This is a genomic window from Paraburkholderia caffeinilytica (assembly GCF_046030355.1).
GTDB lineage: Bacteria > Pseudomonadota > Gammaproteobacteria > Burkholderiales > Burkholderiaceae > Paraburkholderia > Paraburkholderia caffeinilytica_B.
On sequence record NZ_JAQQCQ010000027.1, the window covers coordinates 36,975 to 50,008 of the forward strand.

The 13,034-nt window shown below is 58.4% G+C and carries 11 protein-coding genes; 7 read left to right on the plus strand and 4 right to left on the minus strand.

Annotated elements, in window-relative coordinates; translation table 11 throughout:
- The first annotated feature begins 81 nt into the window (after positions 1-81).
- A complete protein-coding gene (locus PQQ95_RS30655; protein ID WP_408444517.1) occupies positions 82-1,512 on the plus strand; it encodes a DUF2252 domain-containing protein in 1,431 nt (476 codons plus the stop codon).
- A 64-nt stretch (positions 1,513-1,576) separates the two neighbouring features.
- Here the strand turns inward: PQQ95_RS30655 and PQQ95_RS30660 are convergent, their stop codons facing one another.
- Entirely contained in the window at positions 1,577-2,047 is a 471-nt protein-coding gene (locus PQQ95_RS30660) for a ribonuclease (RefSeq protein ID WP_408444519.1), read from the minus strand.
- A 174-nt stretch (positions 2,048-2,221) separates the two neighbouring features.
- Entirely contained in the window at positions 2,222-3,349 is a 1,128-nt protein-coding gene (locus PQQ95_RS30665) for an aminotransferase class V-fold PLP-dependent enzyme (RefSeq protein ID WP_408444653.1), read from the minus strand.
- A gap of 644 nt (positions 3,350-3,993) precedes the next feature.
- On the opposite strand from PQQ95_RS30665, the gene PQQ95_RS30670 reads away from it, so the two are divergent.
- From PQQ95_RS30670 to PQQ95_RS30685, 4 genes are read left to right on the plus strand one after another with little or no spacing between them, the layout of a single operon-like run.
- A complete protein-coding gene (locus tag PQQ95_RS30670) occupies positions 3,994-4,401 on the plus strand; it encodes a hypothetical protein (protein WP_408444522.1) in 408 nt (135 codons plus the stop codon).
- Between the two features lie 44 nt (positions 4,402-4,445).
- On the plus strand, positions 4,446-6,083 hold the full coding sequence (locus PQQ95_RS30675) for an LVIVD repeat-containing protein (RefSeq protein ID WP_408444525.1): 1,638 nt from the start codon (positions 4,446-4,448) through the stop codon (positions 6,081-6,083).
- Entirely contained in the window at positions 6,080-7,498 is a 1,419-nt protein-coding gene (locus PQQ95_RS30680) for a hypothetical protein (protein WP_408444527.1), read from the plus strand. Before PQQ95_RS30675 ends, PQQ95_RS30680 begins: the two co-directional genes overlap by 4 nt.
- 25 nt (positions 7,499-7,523) lie before the next feature.
- On the plus strand, positions 7,524-9,035 hold the full coding sequence (locus PQQ95_RS30685; RefSeq protein WP_408444528.1) for a hypothetical protein: 1,512 nt from the start codon (positions 7,524-7,526) through the stop codon (positions 9,033-9,035).
- Here PQQ95_RS30685 and PQQ95_RS30690 read toward each other — a convergent pair.
- Together PQQ95_RS30690 and PQQ95_RS30695 are read right to left on the minus strand one after the other, a co-directional pair.
- On the minus strand, positions 8,998-9,936 hold the full coding sequence (locus PQQ95_RS30690; RefSeq protein ID WP_408444531.1) for a helix-turn-helix domain-containing protein: 939 nt from the start codon (positions 9,934-9,936) through the stop codon (positions 8,998-9,000). The genes PQQ95_RS30685 and PQQ95_RS30690 overlap by 38 nt on opposite strands.
- A gap of 237 nt (positions 9,937-10,173) precedes the next feature.
- Positions 10,174-10,560, minus strand: a complete 387-nt coding sequence (locus PQQ95_RS30695) for a lactonase family protein (RefSeq protein ID WP_408444534.1) — start codon at positions 10,558-10,560, stop codon at positions 10,174-10,176.
- Positions 10,561-11,023: 463 nt separating this feature from the next.
- Between PQQ95_RS30695 and PQQ95_RS30700 the strand changes: the two genes are divergently transcribed.
- Positions 11,024-11,800, plus strand: a complete 777-nt coding sequence (locus PQQ95_RS30700) for a citryl-CoA lyase (RefSeq protein ID WP_408444536.1) — start codon at positions 11,024-11,026, stop codon at positions 11,798-11,800.
- 102 nt (positions 11,801-11,902) lie between these two features.
- Entirely contained in the window at positions 11,903-13,015 is a 1,113-nt protein-coding gene (locus tag PQQ95_RS30705; RefSeq protein WP_408444539.1) for an acyl-CoA dehydrogenase family protein, read from the plus strand.
- The last annotated feature ends 19 nt before the right edge of the window (positions 13,016-13,034 follow it).

Below are 13,034 nucleotides of genomic sequence, written 5' to 3' on the forward strand. Positions count from 1 at the left end.
CGACCCCGAGCCATCATCGGATATTCCCCAAAACACTCATTCGAATTTTTGCCAGGTCACGCCGTTGTCATCCAACATTGTTTGAATCGCCTGAATTCGGTAAGGAGCGGCCATGTCGCTCCTTTTTATTTATCTCAGGGGAAAACAATGAAGAAAGCGTGGATTGCTTTGTCCGCCGCCTGCCTGCTGTGTATGTCTGCCGCTCAGGCTCAGACTTCGCGCACTAGCTGGGTGGTGACGCAAATCTATAACTATAACCATCCCTTTGCGGCTACCGACAGCACCGACCTCGCGACCAAGATGGCGACCATGGCAGGCGGCGCTTTCGATTTCTATCGCGGTACCGACCACATTTTTTACCAGGACATGCTGACCCTGCCTGCATCGAGCTACACCACCACGCAGACTGGCTACACGTGGATTGGCGGCGATGCCCACATCGGAAATTTCGGCGCGTGGCAGGACAGCAATAGCAACAACGTGTTCTCTGTCGACGATTTCGATGAGGGCTATCTCGGCCAATACGTCTGGGATCTGCGCCGGCTGGCCACCAGCATGGTCCTCGCGGGGCGCGCCAATGGCATTGCCGATAGCGACATCACGACCGCCATCAAGACCATGGTGGCCGCCTATGTCAGCGAAATGAACAATTTCATGGGCAGCAGCGCCGAACTCAGTTTTCAGCTCAAGAACGGCAATACGTCCGGCGTCGTGCAGACAACGATCAGCAACTCCAACGGTGATAGCCGCTCCAGCCTGTTGAGCAAGTACACTCAGGTGACGAATGGTGTGCGCAGCTTCCAGAACATCGCCAACACGCTGGTGGCCGTAAACAGTGCGACCTACAGCAACATCGCCGCAGCGATGAGCAGCTATATCAGCAGCATCTCTTCATCCAAGCAATACGCTGCCAGTTACTACCAGGTGAAGGATATTCACCAGAAATTGGGTTCGGGCGTCGGCAGCCTGGGCAAGCTGCGCTACTACGTCTTGATCGAAGGTCCGTCAACCTCCACCTCGGATGACGTGATTCTCGAACTGAAGCAGGAAACCACTAGCGCCGTGGCTGTAGCGAGCAGCAATGGGCAGACGTTGGCGTCCGCTGATAACAGCAACGACGGCGCCCGCGTCGCCTTGACCAACAAGGCCCAAACGCTCAATGCCGACGTGCTGGCGGGTTACGCCACGATCAACGGGCTGACCTTCTACTTCCACGAAAAGTCGCCGTATGAGGAAGACTTCGACTATACCCAGTTGAGCAGTGCCGGCAAGCTCAATACCGCTGCCACTTATCTGGGCCAGGCGCTGGCATCGGCTCACGCCATCTCCGACCAGGACTACAACAGTGCGATCGTCCAGTACAGCATCGATAAGCAGGTGAGTAATGCTGTCACGAGCACGAGCGGATTGGAGTCCGAAATTTCAACCTTCGCGTTCAGCTACGCGACTCAGGTCAACCTGGACTGGCAGTCCTTCGTCGGCGCTTACAATTCGGGAACGCCGCTGTACTGAAACGTTACCAGCTCGTAGCAAAGCTACCCTCGCCGCAACGATGCGGCGAGGCTGAAGCCGGTCTTTATTCGGCTATGCGCTTAAAACTGACGTAGTAATCTTCGGTGTAATAGCAGTCGCTGGTCTGCCTGCGCGGGCCGCCGCATACGATCCGGCGCAGCCCGCGATCCGTCGAGCCGGGCGTGCGAACTGTGTATGTGTGGTAGTAGCCGCGCGGATGCGTCGGCAGCAAAAGCGCACTGTTACGGAACAGGACACCATCTTCGCCAAAAGGAAACGGGCCACCCGCTTTGATCAGCCGCAGTGTTTCGGCTGCTTCCGCCGGCAACTGTGCCTTGGTGACGGCGCCCAATGCGTGGGTCTGTTGCGCGCCTGACGCAGCGAGCGTGCCGCTCGCGCCCTGCTCTGGCTGACCCGGCGCCTGACTTGCGGATGCACCCGACGCCTCCGTCGCGTTTCGCGATCCGTCCTTACCGCACGCACCGAGGATCGCGCTCAAGGTGACGACGCAGCAGAATGCCCACGCTATCTTCACGAAACGGCCCTCCCCTCGTTCACCCGAATTCGACGACCAGGATCGATGTAAAGATATCGCTAGTGGCAGAGCGAATCAAGGTTCAGCCCAAAATAGGCACTTTTTACACGGCAATCAAGCCGGTGCCGTTGCAATTCAGGGGCGAGCCATCCGCGCAGGCTCTGGAAAGGCAATCTAAAGAATGCTGTCCAACGCCTTGGTGAACCTCGCGACCGCGCCTTCGACGTCATGCAGTTTGTCCAGACCGAATAATCCGACGCGGAAGGTCTTGAAATCTTCAGGCTCGTCGCATTGCAGGGGAACGCCGGGTGCGATCTGCAAGCCGGCGTCGGCGAATTTCTTGCCGGATCGAATGCCATCGTCGTCCGTGTAGCTGACCACGACGCCCGGTGCCTGAAAACCTTCAGCCGCCACGCTTCTGAAACCTTTGCCAGCCAGGAGCGAGCGAATGCGCTCACCGAGTTCAAGCTGCTCCGCTCTCACCTTGTCAAAACCGTATGCCTCGGTTTCCTTGATCACGTCGCGCAGCGTGGCGAGACTGTCCGTGGGCATCGTGGCGTGGTATGCGAATCCGCCGTTCTCGTAGGCTTCCATGATCTGCAGCCATTTGCGAAGATCGCAAGCGAAGCTGGTGCTGGTCGTGGCATCGATACGTTCGCGGGCGAGCGGGCTGAGCATGACCAGCGCGCAGCAAGGTGAGGCGCTCCACCCCTTTTGCGGCGCGCTGATCAGCACGTCGACGCCGTTGGCCTCCATGTCGACCCAGATCGTGCCGGAAGCGATGCAATCCAGTACAAACATGCCGCCGACGGCGTGCACAGCGTCGGACACTGCGCGCAGATAGGCATCGGGCAGCATCATTCCGGATGCGGTCTCGACATGAGGCGCAAAGACCAGATCCGGCTTGTGTTCCCTGATCGCGGCGACCACTTCTTCGATCGGGGCCGGGGCATAGGCGGCCTGCCTTCCTTGTTCGACTGGGCGCGCCTTCAACACCACCGATTCAGACGGAATGCCGCCCATGTCGAAAATCTGCGACCAGCGGAAACTGAACCAGCCATTACGAATGACCAGACACTTCTTGTTCGTCGCGAACTGCCGGGCGACGGCTTCCATGCCGAACGTTCCGCTGCCCGGCACGATAACGGCCGACTTAGCGTTGTAGACTTTTTTCAGGGCGCCCGAAATATCGCGCATGACTCCTTGAAAGAGCTGCGACATATGATTGATCGATCGATCGGTGTAAACCACTGAATACTCAAGGAGTCCATCGTGGTCGACATTGGGAAGTAAACCCGGCATGCTCGCCTCCGGTAAAAGATAAACAATAGAATCAGGCCAGCAGTATTTGTGATTCGACACCGCGGCGCCAATGAAAATAGGCTTTTTTGTCTCGGCGAAAACTGATTCTAACGAAAGCCGCCTGCAGCCAGGGCTAATTTTCGATTATTCCCTGGACATGCACGAGGCTCAGCGGCCGCAGAGCGGAGCAAAGCGCCGGCGGTAAACGCGGGCGGAGATAACGACATGACGCTACCCACTGGTGCGTCAGGTTCTCCCGGCGTAATGGACGCCTTTCAGGGTGCTGGCTGCGTTGACGCGGCTCACAGCTGTATTGAATCGACTGCTGCCATGCAGCATGACACCTTAACGTGACATATCGCCGATGCGCGCACCATGTCTCAGCAATGCGCGCAGGTATGGATCTCCGCGCCACCAGGCAACATCCCTAACCTTGACCGCATGGCACAAATCCGGACCGCACGGACCGTCTGGGTAGCGTCACTGGGGTTACTCCGGACGCAATTTCCCGACAACTCGCAATAAGCAGATATCTCTGCATTGTGCCGATCACTAATATTCGTCGAACCGAGACCACCCGGGTAGCGGAACAGTCGGAACGACAGTGTGGTGTCGACTGAAAACTGATCGAGCGGAGTGCTGGGATGGAGGAAAGGAATCCGCGACGCCAGCGTCGATCCATCGCGTTGATCGCGACTGTTTCGACATTGGTGCTGGCATACGGTGTCGCGAAACATCTGTCCTGGGGGTCCTCAAGACTTCCGGATCGACAGATTTTCTCCGTCTCCGTCGATCGGGACAAGGCCCCGTGGGAACGATCCGTGATAGCGATTCGCGAAGGCATGGCGGCGCATATCAATGTTCATTCACAAGAAGCCGGCGTTTTGATGGTCCATGAAATACCCGGCGCTGTCGCCGCTTGCGTATCCGGGACCGATCAATCGCTGGACATTCTGCCGGTTGGTATCACCGGGCGTTTTTCACTTCACCTTCATAGTCAGAACGGCGAACAGCTCGAGGTCGCCACGATCGAGATATATCCGAATGACTAGCTAAAGAATTCGGCTCATCGAGTTATACAAAACAGGAGGAGACAATGATGCAATTGCGGAACGGGTTAGCGATCGCGATATCGCTCGGCACGCTCGTGCTCACAGGTTGTGGCGGGCACGCCGACGATACCGCGGGTCCAGCGTCCAATGTATCCGTGGCGGACTATGTCGTTCCACGGGTGCCGAACTGCAGCGCGGGCGATACACCCGAGACGGCGCTGCAGGGCCAGGTGCCGGCCGCGCTTCGCCAGTCCGGGTTCGGTGGCTTCAACTGCAATCTGAAACGTGTCAGCCAGCTTCAGGGTGAAGGCGCGTCCTGGTCGGCCGCGACCTACACCGACAAGCAAGGTCAGACCTGTTTCTATCATGCGACGATGGGCGCAAGCCCGCTATTCACCAATCCTGCTGCTCCGCCGCGCGTGAACCCCGGAGTACCGGTGATCAATATCACCGATCCGGCCAACCCCGTGCGGGTAAGCTCGTTGACGTCCACGGCGATGATCGATCCGTGGGAGTCTTTGCGCGTCAATGTCGCACGTGGAATCCTGGCAGGAGATAACGGGCTCGGCGGTGGCGGCGGCCCCGAGCTCGATCTGTACGACATCGCTACCGACTGCACCCGGCCACAACTTCTCGCTAGCGTCCCCGTGGGCACGGGAGCAGATGGAGGCATCGTTCCGACCACATCGCCGCTGGGCCATGAAGGCGGATTCTCCCCGGACGGCCTCACGTATTACATCGGGTCACCTGGTGCGAAATCCTACTATGCGATCGATTTGACGGTACCGACGCGACCGAAGCTGATATCCACAATCAGCATCTCCAATCTGGGCTTCGGATCAATTCCCCACGGCTTGTCCGTGAGCCAGGATGGGACGCGCGCATACTTCGTTGCGATCGGAAACGGAGGCACGGCGGCCGGCACGGGAGCACCGCCGCTGAACAATATGAACTCGAATGGGGATAACGGGTTCTTCGTCATCGACACCAGCCAGGTACAGAGCCGGCTTCCAAATGCACAAATGCAGCGAATCGCGACGGTGCCGGTTCGCGATGGCAGTGTGGCGCAACATACGATCCCGTTTTCCGTGGGTGGCAAACCCTATCTGGTTGAAGTCGATGAAGGGGGATCCGGCGGCCTTCAGGATGCCGGAGCGACGGCCGTAAAAGCCGCCTGCAATGCCGGTATGACACCCTTTCCGCTTGGACATATCTACGACATGTCGAACGAAACTGCCCCGCGGCTTGTATCCGAGCTTCGACTCGAAACGCACGCAGTCGAGAACTGCAGCAAGGTCATTCCTGACATACAGGGCCTCGCCACGTTCACCTACGGCAGTCACTACTGCAGCGTTGACAATAGAGAAAACGCGACCGCACTTGCCTGCAGCTATTTCAATTCTGGTGTGCGCGTCTTCGATATCCGGGATCCGTCAAAGCCTAAGGAAATCGCGTATTACAACCCGCCTTCCGTGCAATCCCCCGGCGCCGGTTCGGGACATCTCATGCTTGGCCAATATCGCGCAGGCGGCCCGGACTGGTGCGCTTCGCGCCTAGATTTCGACTTCGACCGGCACCTGCTGACCACAGCGTGCGAGGACAATGGCCTGCTCGTCCTGTCGTTCGAAAACGGCAGTTGGCCGTTCCCCGAGAGCACAAAAGCGACGGAGATCGGCAATTGACGCGCAGGCATCACGCCCCCCTCGTGTCGCGTCACGAGGGGCATACGGCCCGCACGGTCGACGTGCGGCGCCTCGCGCGGCGCAACTCGGGCCCCGCCACGCTGTTATTGCTGGCCGTGCTCGCCATTCCGCTGACCTGCGCCGGTTTTGAATCGGATGTGCACTTCGGTCTCACGTTGTGGCTCGCGAAGCAGGCAGGCTTCGCACCCGGCGAGGCCGACGCGATCGCGCTTGCAAATCAGCGCATGGATGCCGGCTCGATCGAATACATGACGTCGCCTTTGCAGTTTGCATGTCTATCGCGCTTCACGCCCGATGCCGTGGATACTCAGGCTGTGCACTATCCGAGCGCGACCAGGGTTCCGGCCAGCGTGCAAACCCGAACAGTGGTGCCGGACGGACCGGCTCCCCGAGCTTTGATCGATACGACATTGCGGCGGGCCGAAGGGCGTAACGCGGCGTTCATGCTCGGCGAGTTCGGTCGATCGCTCCATTCGTTGCAAGACGCCTGGGCGCACCGCGGCACGCCCTCCGTTCCGGACTGGAGCCGCTACGGAATCGAATGCGACGCCAGTCTCGCGATGGCTGCGCCGGCCGATCGCGGTGGTCCGTCCAGTCATGTGGCCGATATAACCTGGCGTTGGTCTGCCGATGTGGAGGCGATGGCAAAGTCCACCTACCTTCAGATGCTGAGGTATCCGAATGTCAATGGATCGCTCAGGCATGCGTTGCCATGGGAGCAGATACGGCAAACTCTCCCTCGTTTTATCGACGCGCGAACAAAGCGGGCGAAAGCGGACTGGTTCGTCGCGAACGGTATTGCAGACACCTCCTTTCTCGACGGAACGAGTCTGCCGGACGGTCCCGCATGGAAGGCTGCCCGGTGGGGCGGCCGGCGCGACATCCCGACGCCCGCGCCGCCAACCGCGCAACCGGGTGTGGAGAAGGCACTCATAGAGTTCTACACGCACTTCTTCAGCGACTGGTTGACGACGTCACCTGTCGACAAGCACTGGCTGTCCGCGCTTTCACCCGATCACAGCCGCAAGCCGGACGGCGCGCTGGTCGATCAACTCGTCGGATGGCGACTGCGGGATCACGGCACGTACCTGGCCATGGAGGATCAACCGCATTCGACAGGAAATTCGTACGCGCCGTTTCGCAACCGTGCGTCGTTCCAGGTTTTCAAGTCGTTGAACGATGCCGTGCTGCCTCTCATCGTGGAAGGAGACAAGCCATCCCCGATTCTGCCTTTCCTGGTTTTCGCACTGCCCAATTCGGCCGATGGGAACAAGCGTGCCGTTGCGTTGATAAAGCTGCTTGACTCACCTTACGACACGATCGGGGTTGTCTCGGAACAGGAAAAGGACGTCGGCTGGAAGATAACGGGATTGATTTCATCTGCCGACTATTGATCGAAAAAAAGCGAGGATCGTTGGAATGCGTGACGATATCGAGGGCGGGTCATGCGGCATGAACAACCGCGTAAAAATCCATTCGCCGCGTGGAAAAAGCTGTCTGTTCCCAGTGGCTGCGTCGATCCTCACCTGTTTTCCGGCGTTGGCCGACGCGCATGCGTGGAGTATTCCTTACTATCTTCCCGTTCCATTGTGGCTCTATGCTTATGCTGCCACCGGAACGCTCATCGTCTCCTTCACGATCCTGGTATTCGCATCGGGCGCCCGCAGCCCGGACATGCGAGCGTCGGCGCATCAATGGGACGGAACGCTGCGGATACCAGCCGCCATACTCCGGGTCGGACAAATCGCAAGCACGCTCTTCGTTGTTCTGTTGATCATTTCCGGCATCGCCGGAACCCAGAACCCGTTCCTGAACATCAGCATGTCAGGCTTCTGGCTCTGGTTCTATCTGGGATCGATGTATGTCAGCGCGGTATTCGGCAACATCTATTCGTTCACGAATCCGTTTGCGTTGATACTGCGAATCGCCGCGCGTTACTTTCCCGGAATAGACGGAACGCGGTATCAATATCCTCGATGCCTGGCATCGTACCCTGCCCTGCTCGCTTATATCGCGCTCATCGCCCTGGAACTATTCGGAGCGGGAAGGCCGCGAGATGCAAGCCTGTTTCTTGTTGCCTATCTAGCTTATGCGCTGGCCGGTTCGCTCTGCTTCGGCCGAGAGGTGTGGCTCAATCACTTCGACGCGTTCGGTATCCTGTGCCGACTGTGCACACGACTTTCGCCGTTCGAGTGGTTTCGTCTACCGGAGAACGGTATCGGGATCAAACTGAGGGATCCAATCACCGACATTGCATCGGAGAAGCCGCTGGATGCCAGCATCGTGATCTTCCTGTCGTTCATGCTCTCGTCGACGGTCTACGACGGTTTGCGCGACACGGCGAGCTGGAACAACTTCTTCTGGCGCAGCATTTACCCGTTGATCGTCCAGCTGTTTCCGGCGCTCAAAAACAACTATGCGATATCAGGGGAGATTGTTCTTGCCGGGCAGTGGGTCACGTTTGCTGTGATCGGGCTAGCCTACTATTGCCTATTCAGAGGCTTCTGCGTACTCGGCGCCCTTGGATCACGTTCAGCGCTGGATGGAAAGGTCTTTACGCGGCAATTCGGCCTTTTGCTATTGCCGATTGCATTGTTTTACAACGTTTGCCACTACTTCACGCTATTCCTGGATCAGGGCCGGCAAATCTTCTCGATCCTCTCAGATCCGCTCGGACTCGGCTGGCGTCTGCTGCCGACGTCGCCAGATCCCTCACCGACATCGCTTCTCATCAATGCCGGATATATCTGGCATGCCCAGGTGTTCCTGATTCTCGTCGGCCATATTCTGAGCGTTTACATCACGCATGCAATCGCCATCCGGAATCACGTGCTGGCCGGCACCGTGATGGGTAATCAATTGCCATTGCTCGTACTGACGATCGTATTGACGATCAGCGGTCTATGGATCCTGTCTCTTCCTCTCGCGTAACGATCGCGGAACGCGACTTAAGTCCGGACGGCGAAAAACCCCACCGTCTGCGGAACGTTGCCGAGAAGTGGCTCGTTGTCGAAAAGCCGCACGCGAGCGCGGCCTCGGTCACGTCGCATTGCCGGCGTTCGATCAGGTCCCGCGCGGCTTGCAAACGGCTCTCGATGATGTACTGATGAGGGGTGAGTCCGTGGGCTTTCTTGAAACTTCTGATGAATGAATACAGGTCGCCGGGATAGTCAGTCGCTTCGACGAGCATCACGAGCGCCAGCGGCTCCCGGAAATTGTCGCGGATGTACTCGACGGCCTTTTGCATCGCCCGCGCATGCGTGTATTCCCTGACTTGCCGCTTCGACTCCAGATACGACATGCGGCCAAGCGCGGCTGCGCCCAGCGTTTCCGAGTACGTCGGACCCAATGGCATCCCCGCGAGTGCATCCTCATGGAGGGTCCTGACGATCTGCATGAGCAAATCGTCGCTCACGTCGAAGTGGGGTTCCGGCGGGACGGTCCGCGCACTGACCAGCAGACCGGACCGGGCCAACCATGACGAGTCGAAGTGGACGGCAAGCCATTCGATATCATTCGACCATCGGCTGGAGGCCGCGAATCCGGATGGCGCGTACGCCAGCGGCGCACGCACGGGCTTCGGGGCCCACCCTTTATCCGTACGCATCTCAAGTGTCGTCAGCGCCTTTAAGTGCATAGTAAAGACCGGCTCCGTCGTCTCCAGATCGATAAGTTCCGACGCGCCCGCGATATAGTGATCGATCGCAACGGGTCCAGGCAACGGCACCACAAGTTGTTTTTTCCAGCCCGGGGGTGGTGTCCAGTTCAACCGATGCCCATCGGGAGCAATCGTGCGCACATAGCTTATAGTCGGCCGGTTCTGCATGCTCATTCCTTCGTGTAGTCCGGGTATTTCCGGAACTGAAACATACTGTGACTATCATGTTCCGAGGATGAGCAAACTGTAGGGCGCTGTTCTTACTCGATGCTTACTGGTCTCAGTTGACTATAAAAGAGTCTGGCCTCGTTTTGATGCATTCATGCCCAGCGCCTCTCAGGAGGCGTCACCGCTCAACTGTGCGGGTATTCTGCGGCGAACGTCATCACTTCACTCTATCGCCGCCCCCTATCAACCTGACAGAGCCTCCACGACAGCCACGCTCACCGGCGTTGCCATCTCCACCGCCTGCCCCGTAGCCGCCACCTTGCCGGACGCCGGATCGACGCTGAACACATTCACCGTGCCGCTGCGCTGATTGGCGACCAGCAGCCACTTGCCCGACGGATGAAGCGCGAATCCCCACGGTTTTTCACCGCCTGAGGAAACACGTTGAACGAGAACAAGCTGGCCCGAATCCGGATTCACGCGATACACCACGAGCGTATTTTCGGCGCGGTTCTCGACATAGACGAACCGGCCATCACGGCTGAGCGCGATCTCGGCGCCGCTCTTCACGCCCTGGAAATCGGGACTGGTGGTCGGCACCGTTTGCACCAGTGTCAAACGTCCTTGCAAGTCCGGATAGCGAGCCTCGACTTCTTTCCAACCTCCATCGGCGCGCCTGGGCGGTGGTTGGCGCGAGGGACGTGCGGTTTATGGGGGAATGGAGCAGGTTCCGACGGCGGTCAACCAGCAACGAGGCACGGCTCCCGCAGGGCAGCCGCGCCAATCAGTCAAATGCCGGGTGCGTTTCGACGGCAGTTGCCTCCTCGGACCAGGTCACGCAATCGCGGTCATTGCGTTTGCCGTAATTACGCGACACACAACCCACGCGGATTCCCCTGCCAAAAAATCTTTCCATACGCTTACGAACGTCGTGACTTCTTATCAAATATGAATTGCGCGGTGATCGCTTTCCTCCGCTGGAGGGACTGCTTAAACTCGTCTCAAAGCAAGAATAAGCAGCGAAACATCGTCTAGCGGACGCTAAGTTGGCCGCGATGCGTTCATTCCTTTTCATGCATAAAGTTGCGTACCCATGTCCGAGTCGAAAACGCAGATAGCCGACGTCCTGATCGATCGCATCGAGATTAAAGGCCGTGATTTGGTCAGCGATCTGATTGGCCACTACACGTACACGGAGATGATATTTTTCCTGCTTCGCAACCGATTTCCGACGCCGGCACAAACCAGGGTTCTAGACGCCGCTCTGGTTACCCTGATGGAGCACGGGCTGACGCCGTCAGCCCTGATCGCGCGATTGGCGGCCCATAGTGTCCCGGCTGACGTTCAGGTGGCGATGTCTGCGGGGCTGCTCACCGTAGGCAGCGTATTCGCCGGCACCATGGAGGATTGTGCAAAGCTGCTCAAACAAGGCATCGATTCGGGGGAAGACGCCGAACTGTATTGCGACCGGATCGTGCTCGGCTATCGCGATCGAAAACTGGCTGTACCCGGCTTCGGTCACCCGATTCACAAGCCGGACGATCCGCGTACGCCGCGGTTGCTGTCGATCGCGCGCGACTGCGGTCTGGCAGGCGACTACGTCAACCTGCTGCTGGTGTTATCCCGTGCAGTCGATCGGATCTATCAGCGGCATATAACGATCAACGCGACCGGAATAATCGGCGCGCTGCTGCTCGAGATCGGCTTTGAGCCGTCCATCATGCGCGGGCTGGCAGTTATCTCTCGTGCGGGTGGTTTACTTGCACACGTGCAGGAAGAGCAGCAAACCAATTCTGTACGCACCCTGCGGCAAGCCGCCCGGAAGAGTATGCCGTACGTATCCCCTGTCGACGCGCCGTCTGATAACTAGGTGCTTTTTGCGGAACTGACGCTTACCTGGTCGAAACCACCTGTTTTGCCACTACTCGCAAGAAAGGAAAGTATGGATTTCACGATGCCCCACGAAATGGAGATGATCCGAAAAACCGTCAGGAAATTCGTCGATGAAAATCTGCGCCCCCTCGAGCGAGAGGTCGACGAAGCCGACGAGGTCGATCCGGTAGTCGACAAGCAATTGCGAAAATTGTCGGTCGAACTGGGCCTGTACGGACATAACCTGCCGGAGTCGGTGGGCGGCGGCGGATTGAACGCGTTGGCGCAGGTGGTGATTGGCGAAGAGTTGGGGCGCACGACCGTCGCATTGGCGGCCACGCTCGGCTATTTGCCTGGCAGCCTGAAATTCGTGAGTCCCGCACAGCGGGAATGGTTTCTCGAACCCATTCTGCGAGCCGAAAAACTACTCGCCTATGCGATCACCGAACCGGATGCCGGCTCCGACTTTAGCCGTGTTGCGACTCGCGCCAGCAAGGTGGGCGAACGCTGGGTCTTGAATGGCACCAAACAGTTTATTTCTGGCGCGAAGACCGCGGACTTTGTCATCCTCCTTGCAGTCACCGACCCGCAAGCGCCGTTACGTTCCCGTTATACGCTGTTCGTTGTCGAGTGCGCACATCCGGGTTTCTGCTATTTGCGGACATTGAAAAAGATGGGCTGGCATGGCAGTTCGCTCGGCGTATTCGCACTCCAGGATTATGAAGTTCCCGATACGCACGTGCTGGGTGAGGTCGGCGGCGGATTCGACGGCATTATGGCGACCATCAACGCTACGCGTATTCAATACTCAGGCCGATACATCGGAATGGCCAGCGAATTACTGGAACTGGCAGTCGCATACGCGAAACAGCGGGTGACATTCGGCAAGCCGATCAGTGAGCACCAGGCAATCCAGTTCATGTTGGCCGACTCGGAAGTCGAATTGCAGGCCGCGCGTCTGCTGACATATCACGCGGCATCGCTTGCCGACGCAGGTGATTCGCGAGTGCGGGTGGCTGCTTCGCGCTCCAAGCTGTACGGCAGCGAAATGGTCGGCCGCGTGGCGGACCGCGTGTTGCAGATTTTCGGCGGCGCTGGCTATGTGTCAGATCTGCCGATCGAGCGGATGTATCGCGACGCGCGCGCGTTTCGGATTGGCGAAGGAACGTCTGAAATTCATCGAATCCAGATCGCCCGGGATCTCCTTGCTTAAGCTAATTTTTCGAAACATA